Raw genomic sequence first — 16,102 nt, forward strand, 5'->3', positions numbered from 1 at the left:
GCCTATGTGGGGGGAGTGCCGCGTCGGCCGCAAGGAGGCAAAAGGCGATGCGCGTTGGAGCTTTTGTACTGGCCGCCCAGTTCCCGGGGCAGGGCCACGGGGAGGCGCTGCACCGGGCGGTGCGGTCCGCCGAAGCAGCCGAGGCAGCCGGGCTCGACTCGGTCTGGCTGGCCGAGCACCACTTCGTGCCGTACGGCGTGTGCCCGTCGGCGGTGACCCTGGCTGCGCTGCTGCTCGGCCGCACGGAGCGGATCCGGGTCGGCACGGCGGTGAGCGTGCTGCCGACCGTCCATCCCGTGGCGCTGGGCGAGCAGGCGGCGCTGCTGCATCTCACGTCCGGAGGACGGTTCTCGCTCGGGGTCGGCCGCGGTGGCCCCTGGGTCGACCTGGAGGTCTTCGGCTCCGGGCTCGCGTCCTACGAGAAGGGCTTCCCCGAGTCGCTGGATCTGCTGCTGCGCTGGCTGCGCGACTCCCGTGTCTCGGCCGAGGGGGATCGATTCGCCTTCCGTGAAGTCCCCGTCGTACCGCGGCCGGACGAGCTGCTGGACGGCCCCGAAGGACCGGAAGTGATCGTTGCCTGCACCTCGCCCGCGAGCGTGCGGCTGGCCGCCGAGCGCGGGCTGCCGATGCTCCTCGGGATGCACTGCGGCGACGAGGAGAAGGCCGACATGGTCGCCCTGTGGCGCAGTCACGCCCTCGCGGCGGGCCATGCGCCGGACGCCGTCGCGGGAGCCGGGCACGTGTCGGCCGGCGTGGCACAGATCGAGGACAGCCGAGCCGTGGCGGAGGAGACTCTCGTCAAGGCCATGCCCGGCTGGCTCAAGCAGGGCCTGGACGCCCATGTCACGGTGGACGGCAGGACGCGCGCGATGCGCGACCCCGTCGCGTACACGGAGCTGCTGTGCGGGCTGCATCCGGTGGGCCCGCCCCAACTGGCCGCGGACCGGCTGGCGGCGACGTCGGAGCGCACTGGCATCACCCGCTTCGCGCTGCTCTCCGAGGGCTCCGGCGATCTGGCGGCCACGGAGGAGAACGTACGGCGTCTGGGCACCGAGGTGCTGCCGCTGCTCCGCTGAGCGGGCGGACGAGCAGGCGGGCCGCACCTGCGTGCGGCCCGCGCTCCTCCCCCGGCCCGTCGTCCGGCGGAGGCTGCCGCCCCGGTGTGCGAAGAGCCTCCGGCGGTGCGGAGCGGCAGCAAAAGACATCAGCAGTCGCGCAGTTCGGGCGACTGATTGAGCAGCTGGGCCCTTACGGAAGTAAAGCGGGCGTGCCGCTCGTCCACCGAGGGGTCCAGCGGGAACACCGCGACGCGGTGGCAGTTCTGGAAAGCGAGCCGCACCCCGAAGTGCCGCTGCAGCGCACCCCGGATGGCGTCACTCGCGAGTGCGCGCAACAGCTGACCACGTGCCTGCTCGTCCGGCGGCGGCGTCTGGTTGTCGGCGAACTCTCCGCCGTCCACCTTCAGCTGAGCCACCAGAGAACTGATCATCTCCCATGCAAAAGGCAGGGAGGTCCGGACGCAGTCGACGAATGCAGCTTCGTCGACCTCGCCTCGCTCGGCCTGTTCCAACAGCGCCGGTGAGACGTCGAGCGACATGGGTTCTCCTCTCGCGACCCCGCACCAGCGGGGTCTTACGGGCAGGGAAGGAGGCGCGACGGCGCATGCCTGAGTACGGCGATAACGACGACGCAGAGTGCACGACCGACGACCTCCTGCTTCCACGTTAGGCGCGCTGTCTGGTCCGCACCAGGAGAATGGGAACACAACCGGCCAATAACGTAAGTGCACAAGAGGGGCGACCCGTAGGGACTCGGACAGGGGCGGGGTGGGCGACAGGTGGAGGAATCGCGCGCGGGGAGGTCGGTCGAGTAGCGTTGCGCACCATGCGTCTCGTCATCGCCCGCTGTTCCGTGGACTACGCGGGCCGGCTCACCGCCCACCTGCCCTCCGCCCCCCGTCTGATCCTGGTCAAGGCAGACGGCAGCGTCTCCATCCACGCGGACGACCGGGCGTACAAACCGCTCAACTGGATGTCCCCTCCGTGCACGCTCAAGGAGGGTGATGACAACGTCTGGACGGTCATCAACAAAACGGGCGAGAAACTGATCATTACGATGGAGGAAGTCCTCCACGACTCGTCCCACGAGCTGGGTGTGGACCCGGGCCTCATCAAGGACGGCGTGGAAGCACACCTGCAGGAGCTTCTGGCAGACCGGATCGAGACACTCGGCGAGGGCTACAGCCTGATCCGGCGCGAGTACCCGACGGCGATCGGCCCGGTGGACATTCTGTGCCGGGACTCCGACGGCGCGACGGTGGCGGTGGAGATCAAGCGGCGCGGCGAGATCGACGGTGTCGAGCAGCTCACCCGCTATCTGGAACTGCTGAACCGCGACCCTCATCTGGCGCCGGTCCGCGGCGTCTTCGCGGCGCAGGAGATCAAGCCCCAGGCGCGGGTACTGGCGACGGACCGCGGCATCGGCTGCGTGGTGCTGGACTACAACGCCATGCGCGGCATCGAGGACGACAAGCTGCGTCTGTTCTGACGGGGCCGGCCTCCGGGCCGGACCCGGTGCACCCGGCCCCCGGCCGGTTCCGGGGGTGCGGGGTACGAGTGCCACAGCAGGCGGCCGGCTCGCCCCGCGCGGGCATGGCCGACCACGGAACCGGTCCACAGGCCCGCGCCGGGGCCCCTGTCACTGCCTGAGGCAGCGGCGGACGGCAGCCGTCGGCACCGGACGGGCACCCGGCGCACCCGACCCACCCCAGGGTGAGCTGAGCCGGGCAGACACAGCCCCGCCGAGGCGCTCCGGCACGCGACCTCACGGCGCCCACGCCCTCCCGGCCCGGCAGTCCGGGCGCGGACCGGCGCGGGTTGTGGGGCTGGGGCAGCCGTCGGCACCGGATCGCGCGTGCGGACCGTACGCAACCGTCCGGCACGCCGTCGGCCGAGCCGTCGGACACTGTCCGACACACCGGCAGACCGCAGCCGTCAGCACCCGATCACGTCGGACAGCACAGCCCCGCGCACCACGCCCCGGCGGGGCAAGGCGCGGACAGCGGCTGGCTGCGCCGGGCGCGGCACGGCCGGGTGCCACCCCCGGCCGACCGTGGACCGGCGCCGATACGCCCGTACGTCGTCCCTGACGGGACGCGCCGTCAGGTCGAGGAGCTGCTCGACAGCGCCTGGCTGCTGCTCGGGCTGCCGGAGGTGGCTGTTGCCCCGTTGCTCGTCATGCCGACGGCCGTGCCGGAGGACGGCGTCTCACTCGGCGTGCCCGTCGGCTCCGTCGGCGTACTGGTGGGGGTCCCGCTGGGCGTGCTGGTCGGGGGTGTCGACGAACCCCCGCTCGACGACGGCGTGCCCGTCGTGCCCGTCGACGTGCCCCCCGTCGTGGACGGCCCGCCCGAGGTCCCGCCCGTCGTGGACGAACCCCCCGTCGTCGAACCGCTCGTGCCGGAACCGCCGCCGCCCGTCGTCGTCGACGAGCCGTCGCCCGGCGTCGACGGGTCGTCCGCCGAGCCGCTCTCGCCCGGCTCGGCGATGGTGGGCTTCCCCGACTTGGTGGCGTCGGGTGTGCCGGCGGGGCTCTGGGTGGAGTCGTCGGCCGGTTCGTCCGCGTTGAGGCTGTCGCTGCCGTCGTCCTCGTTCGCCGACTGCTCGTTGGTCACCTGGTCCGCGGGGTCCTCGCTGCCGGACGTCGCTCCCAGGGTCACCACCGTGCCGAGGACGACGGCGAGCAGCGCGCCCGCGCCGGCCGCAACCAGGTTGCGGCGGGTGCCGGACAGGACGGCGCGGCGCGCGCCGACGAGCAGGGACGTCGGCGTCGGGGTGTCTCGACGGGTGACGAGGGTCTCCAGGGACGGAACGGCGGCCGGGACGCCCCCTGACGGGGACGCCGGCTCCTCGTTGCCCGCGGCGGGGTTCTCCTCCCCCGCCGCTGAACGCCCGTCGGGCGGCAGGCTTCCCTCACGGTCGGCCACGAGGGCGAGCGCCCGTCGTCCCGCGACCGTGCCGCGCTTGTCGGCCAGCGCGCCGCGCAGGGCGATGGACGCCTCCAGCTCGGCGCGGGCCCGGTCCAGACTCCCCGTACAGAGGGCGAGCACGCCCAGCTCGTGGTGGAAGTAGGCCTCTTCTGCGACCTCGCCGGCGATGCGGGCCGCCTCCTGCCCATTCCGCAGGGTGCGCTCCCAGGCGCCCCAGTGCAGCCCGGCGGCGAACGCGGGCGCGGCGCTGCGGGCCAGCAGCACCGCGGCGCTGGCGTGCCCCGCCTCCTGGCCCGGCACCAGTACGCCCATCGCCGCGAGGATCGCGTCGGCCTCGGCGGCCGCGCGTGCCGGCGCCACCGAAGGGTGGCCGGCCCACCAGGCGTAGTGCTGGGCGGCGGTGTGGGCCCGGGCCACGGCGTCCTCGCCGTAGCCGGCGGCCTCCAGCTGTGCGGCGACACCGGCGGCCAGCCGGTACCGGGAGCCGACGGGGGTGAGCAGGGCGCAGCTGGTCAGTTCGCCGATGGCGGCGTCCGCGTGGGTGTCGCCGACGAGTGCCGGCAGATGCGCCTGGTGCGGTACCTCGCCGCCGAGGGCGACGGCGAACCGCAGGGCGTCGCGCGCCGATTCGCTCAGCCGGGAGGCGAGGAGCGCGGCGGGGGCCGCGCCCTCACCGATCGTCGGAAGCGGTACGTCGTGCCCGTCGGCGAAGACGTCGTCCGCGTCGTCGTCATCGTCGTCGTGGCCCGGCCCCTCGGCCAGGGCGCGCAGGGCGTCGCGCTGCCGGAGCAGCGCTCCCGCCTGGACGAAGCGCAGCGGCAGACCCTCCGACTCGAACCAGAGGTCCCCCGCCCAGTTCGCCTCGTCGTCGGTGAGCGGCCGATCCACGGCCCGCTCCAGCAGCTCCAGCGCCGCGCCGCGTTCGAGCCCGGAAAGGAACACCTCTTCGAGGTGGGAGTCGGCCGTCGGCGCCGCGACATCGGGGGTGGCGGCGAGCAGGAAGGCGCACTCCGGTGTGGCGTCGAGGAGCTCGTCCAGCGCGCTGCCGCCGAACTCCAGGTCGTCGAGGAGGACGACGGCGCCGATGCCACGGACGTGTTCGAGCAGCGTCGTGCGGTCGGGCCGGTGCAGCGTGGCGCTGTGGACGACGGCGAAGAGCTCGTACAGCAGCTCGGTCGCCGTCCGGCGGTAGCCGGAGAGCCGGATCACTCCGTCTGGCGCGAGGCCGGCGCAGTCCGCGGCGACGGCGTCGAGCAGGGCGCTGCGCCCCGATCCCGCGGGCCCGGTCAGCCGGACCGACCGGCCGCGTCCGAGGAGTCGTACGAGCCGCTCACGCTCCTCCTGGCGTTCCAGCAGGGGCAGCGGGGGCGCGGCGGGGCCCGCCGGCACCGGTGGCCGGCCGGCGCGCCGCAGTTCCTCGCGCTCCTCGGCGGTGTGGCGCGCGGGCGCCGCCGGCTGCTCGCCGGGGCGGCCGGGCTCTATCTCGCTTCCGTCGACGGGGTTGACGGTGAGCGTGAAGTCGCCCGCGACCAGCCGGACGGTGCGGGCGGGCGTGGGTGTCTGCGCGAACTCGGCCGGCACGGCGTCGCGCGGCGGGCGCTGCGCGCCTGCGCCGTCGTCGCCGCGGTCGTTGTCGTGGCCGTACTCTTCCGGTCCCCGGTTCGTCGGGTCCATGGTCAAAGCCCCCAGATGGCGTCTCGTGCGGAAGCCCCTCCCGGCCGGTCTGCACGCTCCGCTGCCGCTTCTGGTCCGGTGCCCGCCGTGTGGGTCTGTGAATCGGTGGGCGACCGAACCCTAGACCGTTGTCGAGTATCCGGGAACAGCCGGGGTCGCGGGCCGCCCAGGACGTCACGGTCTCGTGAGGATTGCGCACCCTGCCAGGTGTCGTCCGCTCAGACCCGAGGCAGGGACTCTGCGGCGATTCCACCCTCGATGGCCAGGATTCGGTGCAGCCGGGTGGCCACCAGGAGGCGCTGCATCTGCGGCGGCACGCCGCGCAGGACGAGCCGTCGGCCGCAGCGGCCCGCCCGTCGGTGCGCCCCCATGATGACCCCGAGTCCGGTCGCGTCCCAGGAGTCCAGATCGGTCAGGTCGAGTACCAGGTCGCCGACTCCGTCGTCGACGGCCGAGTGCAGGACCGTTCGGGCGTCCGCCGCGCTTCGGACGTCGAGGCGGCCCCCGACGACCAGCTCGGCGTGGTCGCCCCTGATGTGCATATGCGCTCCCCGAGAGTGCTCTGTCTGTCAGATCCGACTTCTCTGTCTGCTCTGCTCGCGTTCCGACTGCGTTGTTCTTTTGCAACAACTGACTGCCCTACGCGCACAGAAGTTGCCGCCTGTAAGCGAACCGATACCGAATTCACCCTGAGGGGTGACGATGCGCAGGGGCGTACGGCCCCCTGCGCACTCAGTGCTTGTAGAAGCCCTGCCCGCTCTTGCGCCCGATGTCACCGGCGTCCACCATCCGGCGCATCAGCTCCGGCGGCGCGAACTTCTCGTCCTGCGACTCGGTGTAGATGTTGCTGGTCGCGTGCAGCAGGATGTCGACGCCGGTCAGGTCGGCGGTGGCGAGCGGCCCCATGGCGTGGCCGAAGCCGAGCTTGCAGGCGATGTCGATGTCCTCGGCGGTCGCGACGCCCGACTCGTACAGCTTGGCGGCCTCGACGACGAGCGCCGAGATGAGACGGGTGGTCACGAAGCCCGCGACGTCACGGTTGACGACGATGCAGGTCTTGCCGACGGACTCGGCGAACTCGCGAGCGGTGGCGAGGGTTTCGTCGCTGGTCTTGTAGCCGCGGACGAGCTCGCAGAGCTGCATCATCGGGACGGGCGAGAAGAAGTGCGCGCCCACGACGCGCTCCGGGCGCTCGGTCACGGCCGCGATCTTGGTGATCGGGATGGCGGAGGTGTTGGAGGCGAGGACCGTCTCGTCCCGTACGAGCTTGTCGAGGGTGCGGAAGATCTCGTGCTTGACCTCGAGCTTCTCGAAGACGGCCTCGACGACGATGTCCGCGTCGGCGACGGCGTCGAGGTCGGTGGTCGTGGTGATGCGCGCCAAGGCCGCCTCGGCGTCGGCCGCTTCGAGCTTGCCCTTGGAGACGAACTTGTCGTACGAGGCCTTGATGCCGTCGGTGCCACGGGTCAGGGCCGCGTCGGTCACGTCACGCAGCACGACGTCCCAGCCCGCCTGGGCGGAGACCTGCGCGATTCCGGACCCCATGAGTCCGGCCCCGATGACGGCGAGCTTCCTGGCCACTGCTGCACCCCTTAACACACGTTTATTTATCCGATCTCTGCCGGAGATTAGCGGTCACGGGCGGCCCTGTGGCGGTGAAGAGATGCGCGTCACGCCCGCCCCTCGCCCGGCCACCACCGCTCAACGAGGCCATCCGGGGCGTGGTTCCGTCTCCCATGACGGACATCACACCCGTACGGGGTGTCAGGTGAGGTGCCCTGCCGTGAGGTGAGGCGCCCCGCCGCCGGCCGAGGCGTCGACTCCGCCGGGCGGGAGGCCGGCGCACTCACCCCGCGCGCAGCGCGTAGCCGAGGACCCGCTCGCCGAGCAGCTCCTCCATCACGTCGATGAGCACGAGGGCCTCGCGGGAGACCTCGACGGGGCGGCGGCCGGCCATCATCTCCCGCCCGATGGTGCCCATCACGGTCTCGTACAGCCAGTTGATCTGACCCGCCATCAGAGCCGGCATCGGGTCGTCGGGGGCGGCGCCGGTCTCCTCGCGCAGCGTCCGGGCCAGGCGGTCGACGATCTCCCGCTGGAAGGTCAGCACCCGCGACTGGAGGGTGGAGGCACCGTGGATGACCCGAAGGAAACGGTCATATCCCTCCATCAGTCCGACTTGTGGCGAGACGGCCTCGACCTCCGTGCGCAGTTCGCGCAGGACGGCCACGGCCGCCGACTCACCCTCGTCCCGCCCGCGGACCCAGCGCGCGAGTCGGTCGACGAGTGCGGTCTCACGGTCGAAGAAGAGGTCCTCCTTGGCCGGGAAGTAGTTGTAGACGGTGTTGACGGAGACGTCCGCGGCCTGCGCGATCTCCGCGATGGTCACCGCGTCGAAGCCGCGCTCCATGAACAGGCCCGTGGCCACGTCCGAGATGTGCTGCCTGGTCCGGCGCTTCTTCCGCTCCCTGAGCCCCTCAGCCATGCGCCCATCGTAGCCGTCACTGGGGACATTTGTTTTTTGGAGTCATTGCAAATTTTCAGTGCCTCTGCTTTTCTTGGCGCATGGCAGTCCTCATGACCTCCGGCCTCGCCCGGACGTTCACCACGAAGAGCGGCCCCGTCGCCGCGGTGCGCGGCATCGACCTCACCGCCGAGCGCGGCGAGATCCTCGGATTCCTCGGCCCGAACGGCGCGGGCAAGACCACGACCCTGCGCATGCTCACGACGCTGCTGCGGCCCACCGGCGGCACCGCGGCCATCGCCGGCCGCGATCTCACGACCGACCCCGCGGGTGTACGCGAGAAGATCGGCTACGTCGCCCAGTCCGGCGGTGTCGACCCGACCGTCACCGTGCGCGAAGAGCTGGCGACCCAGGCGCGGCTCTACCGCTTCTCCCGGTCCGACGCGGCCGCCCGTGCCGAGGAACTGGCGCACGAACTCGACCTCACCGGGCTTCTCGACCGCCCGTGCGCCGCGCTCTCGGGCGGCCTGCGGCGCCGGCTCGACATCGCGATGGCCCTCACCCACCGGCCTGAAGTCCTCTTCCTCGACGAGCCGACCACCGGACTCGACCCAGGCAGCCGCGCCGACCTGTGGAACCTCGTGCGGCGGCTGCGTGACGAGTACGGCACGACCGTCTTCCTCACCACGCACTACCTCGACGAGGCGGACGAGCTGTCCGACCGGCTCGTCGTCATCGACAACGGCACCGTCGTCGCCGAGGGAACCCCGACGGCGCTGAAGCAGCGCCACGCCGGATCGGCGGACGCCTCCCTCCAGGACACCTTCCTCGCCATCACCGGACGCGGCCCCGCCCCGGTGGACACCACACCCGTCGCCGTCTGACCGGCCGTACGTCAAGGAGTTGCCCCGTGCTGATGCACGACACCGCGCTGGTCTTCGGCAGGTACGCCCGTCAGACCCTGCGCTCCAGGCTCCAGATGCTCTTCGGCGTGCTGATGCCGCTGCTCTACCTGCTGTTCTTCGGGCCACTGCTCACCGGGCTGCCCCTCGGCACCCAGGGCGACTCCTGGCAGATGCTGGTGCCAGGACTGCTGCTCCAACTCGGCTTGTTCGGCGCCTCGTTCGCCGGATTCGCCATCATCGCCGAGAAGCACACGGGCGTCGTCGAGCGGATGCGGGTGACCCCCGTCAGCCGGCTCGCGCTGCTGCTGGGCCGGGTGCTGCGCGATACCGCGGTCCTGCTGTTCCAGGCCATTCTGCTGGTGCTGGCCGCGCTGGCGATGGGGTTGCGGGCACCGCTCGGCGGCATCCTCATCGGCTTCGCCTTCCTCGCCGTACTGACGGTCGCGCTCGCCTCGCTGTCGTACGCGCTGGCGATGAAGGTCGCCGAGCCGCACGAGTTCGGGCCGGTGGTCAACGCGTTGACCATGCCGTCGATGCTGCTGTCCGGGCTGATGCTGCCGATGGCACTGGCACCGGGCTGGCTGGGCGCCCTGTCGCACGTCATGCCGTTCCGCTACCTGGTGGACGCGGTCCGGGCCGGCTACGTCGGCGACTACGCGAGCACGACGATGCTGTACGGCGCGCTGGTCGCCCTCGCCTTCGCGGCGCTCGGGGTGAGCGCGGGCACACGGGTCTTTCGCAGGGCGGGCGCGTGACCGGGCGGGTCCGAGCCTAGGCTGGCCACATGGTCAATCTGACGCGCATCTACACGCGCACCGGCGACAAGGGCACCACGGCGCTCGGCGACATGAGCCGCACCGCCAAGACGGACGTGCGGATCTCGGCGTACGCGGACGCCAACGAGGCCAACGCTGTGCTCGGCACGGCCATCGCGCTCGGCGCTCTCCCCGAGGAGGTCGTGAAGGTCCTCGTCCGGGTCCAGAACGACCTCTTCGACGTGGGCGCGGACCTCTCCACGCCGGTCGTGGAGAACCCGGAGTACCCGCCCCTGCGCGTGGAGCAGACGTACATCGACAAGCTGGAGGCGGACTGCGACCGCTTCCTCGCGGAGCTGGACAAGCTCCGCTCCTTCATCCTCCCGGGCGGTACGCCCGGTGCGGCGCTGCTGCACCAGGCGTGCACGGTGGTCCGGCGCGCCGAGCGCTCCACCTGGGCGGCGCTGGAGGTGCACGGAGAGACGATGAACCCGCTGACGGCGACGTACCTCAACCGGCTATCGGATCTGCTCTTCATCCTTGCCCGTACGGCCAACAAGGAGGTCGGGGACGTCCTCTGGGTGCCGGGCGGGGAGCGCTGACCCGGCAGCGGCCGGTGCCTTCTTCGGCCAGATCGCGTAGCTGAGCGCGATCAGGCCGTGGATGGCGGCCGCCCGCCAGGCGACGTGCATCCAGTCCTCCAGCGATCCGGTCCTGGACGCGTCGCCGACGTACCGGACGGCGATCTGGAGCAGCGCGGTCGTGACGGCGGCCGCGACGGCCGTGCCGAGCCACACCTTGCCCTCGTACCTGGCGCGGCCCATTCCGTGGCGCGGCGGCTTCACCGGCGGCGGTGCGCCGCCGAAGCGGTGCGCGGCGTGGCCGTCGAGCCACTTGATGGTGCGGTGGCCGTGGCCGACGGTGTACCCGATGTAGACCGCGGCGAGCCCGTGCTTCCAGCTCGGCTCGGCTCCGTTCTTGAGGTCGATGGCCGTGACCACCAGCAGAACGATCTCCAGCAACGGCTCCATCAGCAGGACGGCCAGTCCGGTCCGCGGCATCCTCAGCAGATAGCGCACGGCCAGACCGGCGGCCAGCAGCACCCAGAAACCGATCTCACAGATCACGATGAGCGTGACGATCACGACGGCTCTCCCTTCGCACCGTTCCAGGCTCGCGGCCCCGGAGCGGGGATTCGTCGTCGTGAGTGACGAACCGCGACTGCATCCTTCGATGTAGCGCCGGCTCAGCCCGGGCGGGGAGGCCAGGGGCCTCCCCTTCCGTGTTTCATGGGGTGGTGAGACTCCCCCGCCCCCACCGCGACGACGTCCTCATCGCGGCCGCCGGTCTCGTCGGCGGTCTGCTGCTGTGGTCGCTCGGCCTGAACCTCACCGAGGACCGCCGCCCGCTCTCCGGTGACTGGGCGACGCTCGGGCCGCTCTTCGTCATGTCCTGCATGGAACTGCTGCGGCGGACCATGCCGAGGACGGCGCTCGCCGTGGGCACGATCGCGATCGTGGTGGACCAGTTCACTCTGGGCAACATCGCGACGGTCCTGATGTACACGGACATCGTGTACGCCGCCGTCGTGTACGGGACGCCCGCCTCGGCCCGTCGCATCCCGTACACCACCGGACTCGTCACGGTCGCGGCGACGGTCGGCTTCCTGGCCTGGTTCCAGAAGCCCGCCGCCCTGCTCCTCGGGTTGGTCGTCGGGCTGGTCGCGTTCGGTCCTGCCGCCACCGGCGCGCTCGTACGCAACCACCGCGAGGCCGCGGACGCGGCGCGGCTGCGGGCCGAGCAGACCGCGCTGCTCGCCGAGATGGACCGCAGCCAGGCGGTCATCGCCGAACGGGCCCGGATGGCCCGCGAACTGCACGACATGGTCGCCAACCATCTCTCGGCGATCGCCATCCACTCCACCGCCGCGCTCTCCCTCGACGAGCCGGCCACCACCCGGCAGGCGCTCACCGTCATCCGGCAGAACAGCGTGGAGGGTCTCGCGGAGATGCGCCGGCTGATCGGGCTGCTGCGCGACAGCGGGGACGACACCGAGCCGGCCGTCGCGCCCACGCTCGCTGGCCTGGACGCACTGGTCGCCCAGGCGCGTACGAACGGCGAGGCGAGCGGGCTGAGCTTCACCCTGGACGACGCCGTCGAGGCGGACGCTGCACCGCCCGCGCCGGTGGCTCTCGCCGCCTACCGGATCGTGCAGGAGTCGCTGACGAACGCGCTGAAGCACGCGCACGCGGGCGAGGTCGTCGTGCGTCTGACGGGCGGCGCGCCGGGCGACGCGCTGACCGTGACGGTGACCAGCCCCTACGGCGGGACGCGGGGGCCGCGCGTACCGGGCTCCGGCTCCGGACTGGTGGGGATGCGGGAGCGGGTCGCGCTGCTGGGCGGCGTGTTCGAGGCGGGTCCTGAGCCCGGCCCGGCCGGCGGCCCGGCGAAGATCTGGCGGGTGCGGGCGGTGCTGCCCATGGTGGACGACAAGGAGCCCTCGGCATGATCCGGGTAGTGGTCGCGGAGGACCAGAGCGCCGTGAGGGCCGGTCTGGTCCTCATCCTGGGCAGCGCCCCGGACATCGAGGTGGTCGGCGAGGCCGGGGACGGGGAGGAGGCGGTGCGCCTCGCCCGTGAGCTGCGGCCGGACCTGGTGCTGATGGATGTGCAGATGCCACGGCTGGACGGGGTCTCGGCGACCCGGCAGGTGGTCGGGGAGGGGCTCGCGGACGTTCTCGTGCTGACGACCTTCGATCTCGACGAGTACGTGTTCGGGGCGCTGCGCGCGGGCGCGGCCGGCTTCCTGCTGAAGAACGCCGAGGCGAAGGATCTGGTCGAGGGCGTACGGACGGTGGGGCGCGGCGAGGGGCTGATCGCGCCGGCCGTGACCCGGCGACTGCTCGCCGAGTTCGCGTCACCCTCCCCGGTACGTTCGCCGGACGCCCCCGACCCCGCCGTACTCGACGTACTGACGAGGCGTGAGCGCGAGGTGCTCTCGTGTCTGGGCGAGGGCATGTCGAACGCCGAGATCGCGGTACGGCTGCAGATGGCGGAGGCGACCGTGAAGACTCATGTGAGCAGGCTGCTGGGGAAGCTGGGGTTGCGCAGCAGGGTTCAAGCGGCCGTTCTGGCGCAGGAGTTGGGGATCTGAGGAGCCTGGGGCGTACCGGCGTTCGACTTTGGTCTGGACCTCTTGACGATTGGTCCAGACCTTCCTAATCTCACCGCACGCACACCGTGGTGAGCCCCGCGGAGTGCTCTGCACGGACCGGCCCCCCTTTTGTCCGTCCGCGAACTCGAGGAGCACCCCTTGAGCACGAGTACCCCCCGCACCAGAAGCAGATTCAGATCCAGAGCGACGGCGGGACTCACCGCCCTGCTGCTCCCCCTCGCAGCCATGGTCGGCCTCGCCACGCCCGCGGCAGCGGCCACCTCAGCGACCGCCACGTACGCCAAGGTCCAGGACTGGGGCAGCGGCTTCGAGGGCAAGTGGACGGTGAAGAACACCGGCACCACCTCGATCGCGTCCTGGACCGTCGAGTGGGACTTCCCCTCCGGTACGTCCGTCACCTCCGCCTGGGACGCCGACGTCACCGGCTCCGGCACCCGCTGGACCGCCAAGAACAAGAGCTGGAACGGCACCCTCGCCCCCGGCGCCTCCGTGTCCTTCGGGTTCAACGGCGCCGGACCCGGCTCGCCCTCCAACTGCCGCCTCAACGGCGGCTCCTGCGACGGCGGCACCGTCCCCGGCGACAACCCGCCGTCCGCCCCCGGCACCCCGTCCGCGAGCGGCATCACCAACACCGCCGTGACGCTGAGCTGGACCGCCGCCACCGACGACAAGGGCATCAAGAACTACGACGTCCTGCGCGACGGCACCAGGGTCGCCACGGTCACCGGACTGACGTACACCAACTCCGGGCTGACCGCGGGCACGGACTACTCGTACACGATCCAGGCCCGCGACACCGCCGACCAGACCGGCCCCGTCAGCGGCGCCCGCGCGGTGCGCACCACCGGTGGCGGTGACCCGGACCCCGGCCCCGGCGGCAAGGTCAAGCTGGGCTACTTCACCAACTGGGGCGTCTACCAGCGCAACTACCACGTGAAGAACCTGGTGACCTCCGGTTCCGCGTCGAAGATCACGCACATCAACTACGCCTTCGGCAATGTCTCCGGCGGCCGCTGCACCATCGGTGACTCCTACGCCGACTACGACAAGGCCTACACCGCGGACCAGTCGGTCGACGGTGTCGCCGACACCTGGGACCAGCCGCTGCGCGGCAACTTCAACCAGCTGCGCAAGCTCAAGGCCCGCTACCCGCACATCAAGGTGCTCTGGTCCTTCGGCGGCTGGACCTGGTCCGGCGGCTTCCCGCAGGCCGTCCAGAACCCGACCGCCTTCGCCGAGTCCTGCTACCAGCTGGTCGAGGACCCGCGCTGGGCGGACGTCTTCGACGGGATCGACCTGGACTGGGAGTACCCGAACGCGTGCGGACTCTCCTGTGACACCAGCGGCCCGGCCGCGTTCAAGAACATGATGCAGGCCATGCGCGCCAGGTTCGGCCCGAACAACCTGGTCACCGCGGCGATCACGGCCGACGCGAGCAGCGGCGGCAAGATCGAGAAGACCGACTACGCGGGCGCCTCGCAGCACTCCGACTGGTTCAACGTGATGACGTACGACTTCTTCGGCGCGTTCGACGCGGACGGTCCGACCGCCCCGCACTCGCCGCTGACCTCGTACGCCGGCATCCCGCAGCAGGGCTTCACCTCCGCGGACGCCATCGCCAAGCTCAAGGCCCAGGGCGTGCCGGCGGCGAAGCTGCTGCTCGGCATCGGCTTCTACGGCCGCGGCTGGACGGGCGTGACCCAGGCGGCACCGGGCGGATCTGCCACCGGTCCCGCCCCGGGCACGTACGAGCAGGGCATCGAGGACTACAAGGTCCTCAAGACGTCCTGCCCGTCCACCGGCACCATCGCCGGCACCGCCTACGCCAAGTGCGGCAGCAACTGGTGGAGCTACGACACGCCGGCGACGATCGGCGGAAAGATGAGCTGGGCCAAGAACCAGAGCCTGGGAGGCGCGTTCTTCTGGGAGTTCAGCGGCGACACCACGAACGGTGAGCTGGTGAGCGCGATCAACAGCGGCCTGGGATAACACCCTTCGGCCGGGTACGGCAGCGGGGGCGGTGCTTCACGCACCGCCCCCGCTTCATGCTCTGCGGCCACTTCCCACTCCGCGCCCGCTTGATGCTCTGCGCCCGCTAGGCCACATTCACCCTCTGGCCGGGAGGCGCCGCCTCCAGCCAGGCGAGGAAGCCGGTCAGCGCGTCCTCGCTCATCGCCAGCTCAAGGCGCGTCTCCCGGTGGAGACAGCCCAGCACGATCGCGTCCGACAGCAGCGCGAGCTCCTCCTCGCCCTCCGGCGTACGACGGGAGAGGACCTCGATCGCCGAGCGCTCCAGGGCGCGGCGCGGACGGGGCGCGTAGGAGAAGACGCGAAACCACTCGACCCGGTCGCCGCTGTAGCGGGCCACCCCGTACACCCAGCCCTTGCCGGAGTGATCGCTCTCCTCCGGCACGTTCCAGCGCAGGCTGCAGTCGAAGGTGCCGCCCGAGCGCTGGATCAGCCTGCGGCGCAGGCCGAAGACGAAGAGCCCGATCACCACCAGTGCGACGACCAGTCCGCTCACAAGCAGAGCGAGGAACATCTCCACCGACCTCCTCGCTTCGTCCCGTAGCGGAATACAACCTGCATCTGCACCTGCATCGCCTCAGCCGCGACCCGGTCTGGAGAAGTCCAGCACGGGCCGCGGCTGAGTGTGGTCCATCGGCGGGGGTGCGATCAGCGCACCGCCACCGCGCGCAGCCGGACGTCGGCGCGCCGCGCGGCGACGGCGTCGTCGTCGGCCTTGGCGCGCTCCAGCGCACGCTCGGCGCGCTGGGCGTCGATCTCGTCCGCCAGCTCGGCGATCTCCGCCAGCAGCGACAGCTTGTTGTCGGCGAACGAGAGGAAGCCGCCGTGCACAGCGGCGACGACCGTTCCCTCGCTCGTACGGATGGTCACCGGGCCCGACTCCAGCACACCGAGCAGCGGCTGGTGACCGGGCATGACGCCGATGTCGCCGGACGTGGTGCGCGCCACGACCAGGGTGGCCTCGCCGGACCAGACCTGGCGGTCGGCGGCGACCAGCTCGACGTGCAGCTCAGCAGCCAAGAGTGGCTCCTCGGGTCACCACCCGGCGGTCATGCCGGGTGTTGGGTCATAAGTCTAGTAGTGCTCCGGACGCCGAAGCGCCGGGGCTCACCCC

16 protein-coding genes are annotated in these 16,102 nt (G+C 71.4%); 8 read left to right on the plus strand and 8 right to left on the minus strand.

All coding sequences use genetic code 11. The features are described from left to right. Positions 1–47 precede the first annotated feature (47 nt). Positions 48–1,076: an LLM class flavin-dependent oxidoreductase gene (locus ACIQMR_RS18120; protein WP_401387695.1), complete on the plus strand. Its 1,029-nt coding sequence runs from the start codon at positions 48–50 to the stop codon at positions 1,074–1,076. A 128-nt stretch (positions 1,077–1,204) separates the two neighbouring features. On the opposite strand, the gene ACIQMR_RS18125 is transcribed toward ACIQMR_RS18120, so the two are convergent. Continuing rightward, a complete protein-coding gene (locus ACIQMR_RS18125) occupies positions 1,205–1,597 on the minus strand; it encodes an SCO5389 family protein (RefSeq protein ID WP_266383303.1) in 393 nt (130 codons plus the stop codon). 287 nt (positions 1,598–1,884) lie between these two features. Here ACIQMR_RS18125 and nucS point away from each other — a divergent pair, with 287 nt between their 5' ends. Continuing rightward, positions 1,885–2,547, plus strand: coding sequence for an endonuclease NucS (gene nucS, locus ACIQMR_RS18130; RefSeq protein WP_385474718.1), 663 nt, complete (start codon positions 1,885–1,887; stop codon positions 2,545–2,547). 613 nt (positions 2,548–3,160) lie between these two features. Here nucS and ACIQMR_RS18135 read toward each other — a convergent pair. The 4 genes from ACIQMR_RS18135 to ACIQMR_RS18150 form a co-directional block, all read right to left on the minus strand. Continuing rightward, a complete protein-coding gene (locus tag ACIQMR_RS18135) occupies positions 3,161–5,662 on the minus strand; it encodes an ATP-binding protein (protein WP_401387699.1) in 2,502 nt (833 codons plus the stop codon). Positions 5,663–5,880: 218 nt separating this feature from the next. Beyond that, on the minus strand, positions 5,881–6,204 hold the full coding sequence (locus tag ACIQMR_RS18140) for an STAS domain-containing protein (protein ID WP_041984301.1): 324 nt from the start codon (positions 6,202–6,204) through the stop codon (positions 5,881–5,883). A gap of 190 nt (positions 6,205–6,394) precedes the next feature. Then, positions 6,395–7,243 carry a 3-hydroxyacyl-CoA dehydrogenase family protein gene (locus tag ACIQMR_RS18145; RefSeq protein WP_266383295.1) on the minus strand — a complete coding sequence of 283 codons (849 nt, stop codon included), beginning with the start codon at positions 7,241–7,243 and terminating at the stop codon, positions 6,395–6,397. A 265-nt stretch (positions 7,244–7,508) separates the two neighbouring features. Beyond that, positions 7,509–8,147: a TetR/AcrR family transcriptional regulator gene (locus ACIQMR_RS18150; protein ID WP_401387703.1), complete on the minus strand. Its 639-nt coding sequence runs from the start codon at positions 8,145–8,147 to the stop codon at positions 7,509–7,511. A gap of 80 nt (positions 8,148–8,227) precedes the next feature. Here ACIQMR_RS18150 and ACIQMR_RS18155 point away from each other — a divergent pair, with 80 nt between their 5' ends. From ACIQMR_RS18155 to ACIQMR_RS18165, 3 genes are read left to right on the plus strand one after another with little or no spacing between them, the layout of a single operon-like run. Beyond that, complete coding sequence (locus ACIQMR_RS18155) at positions 8,228–9,010, plus strand: ABC transporter ATP-binding protein (protein ID WP_401387706.1); 783 nt, start codon at positions 8,228–8,230, stop codon at positions 9,008–9,010. Between the two features lie 26 nt (positions 9,011–9,036). Further along, positions 9,037–9,786, plus strand: coding sequence for an ABC transporter permease (locus ACIQMR_RS18160; protein ID WP_401387709.1), 750 nt, complete (start codon positions 9,037–9,039; stop codon positions 9,784–9,786). Between the two features lie 29 nt (positions 9,787–9,815). Further along, positions 9,816–10,388 carry a cob(I)yrinic acid a,c-diamide adenosyltransferase gene (locus ACIQMR_RS18165; RefSeq protein WP_401387711.1) on the plus strand — a complete coding sequence of 191 codons (573 nt, stop codon included), beginning with the start codon at positions 9,816–9,818 and terminating at the stop codon, positions 10,386–10,388. Here ACIQMR_RS18165 and ACIQMR_RS18170 read toward each other — a convergent pair. Beyond that, complete coding sequence (locus ACIQMR_RS18170) at positions 10,305–10,931, minus strand: hypothetical protein (protein WP_401387714.1); 627 nt, start codon at positions 10,929–10,931, stop codon at positions 10,305–10,307. The two genes, ACIQMR_RS18165 and ACIQMR_RS18170, sit on opposite strands and share 84 nt — an antisense overlap. A 149-nt stretch (positions 10,932–11,080) precedes the next feature. Between ACIQMR_RS18170 and ACIQMR_RS18175 the strand changes: the two genes are divergently transcribed. The 3 genes from ACIQMR_RS18175 to ACIQMR_RS18185 all read left to right on the plus strand — a co-directional run bounded on the left by ACIQMR_RS18175 (position 11,081) and on the right by ACIQMR_RS18185 (position 14,949). Beyond that, positions 11,081–12,295: a sensor histidine kinase gene (locus tag ACIQMR_RS18175; protein WP_401387717.1), complete on the plus strand. Its 1,215-nt coding sequence runs from the start codon at positions 11,081–11,083 to the stop codon at positions 12,293–12,295. After that, positions 12,292–12,939, plus strand: coding sequence for a response regulator (locus ACIQMR_RS18180; protein WP_401387720.1), 648 nt, complete (start codon positions 12,292–12,294; stop codon positions 12,937–12,939). The genes ACIQMR_RS18175 and ACIQMR_RS18180 overlap by 4 nt, the downstream gene beginning before the upstream one ends. 159 nt (positions 12,940–13,098) lie before the next feature. After that, positions 13,099–14,949, plus strand: a complete 1,851-nt coding sequence (locus ACIQMR_RS18185; protein ID WP_401387723.1) for a glycosyl hydrolase family 18 protein — start codon at positions 13,099–13,101, stop codon at positions 14,947–14,949. A 106-nt stretch (positions 14,950–15,055) separates the two neighbouring features. On the opposite strand, the gene ACIQMR_RS18190 is transcribed toward ACIQMR_RS18185, so the two are convergent. Together ACIQMR_RS18190 and ACIQMR_RS18195 are read right to left on the minus strand one after the other, a co-directional pair. Continuing rightward, complete coding sequence (locus ACIQMR_RS18190) at positions 15,056–15,502, minus strand: DUF2550 domain-containing protein (RefSeq protein ID WP_401387726.1); 447 nt, start codon at positions 15,500–15,502, stop codon at positions 15,056–15,058. A gap of 134 nt (positions 15,503–15,636) precedes the next feature. Continuing rightward, positions 15,637–16,008: a F0F1 ATP synthase subunit epsilon gene (locus tag ACIQMR_RS18195; RefSeq protein ID WP_401387729.1), complete on the minus strand. Its 372-nt coding sequence runs from the start codon at positions 16,006–16,008 to the stop codon at positions 15,637–15,639. Positions 16,009–16,102 lie beyond the last annotated feature (94 nt).

Origin of the sequence: Streptomyces sp. NPDC091376, from assembly GCF_044757085.1 — a bacterium.
Taxonomy (GTDB): domain Bacteria; phylum Actinomycetota; class Actinomycetes; order Streptomycetales; family Streptomycetaceae; genus Streptomyces; species Streptomyces pratisoli.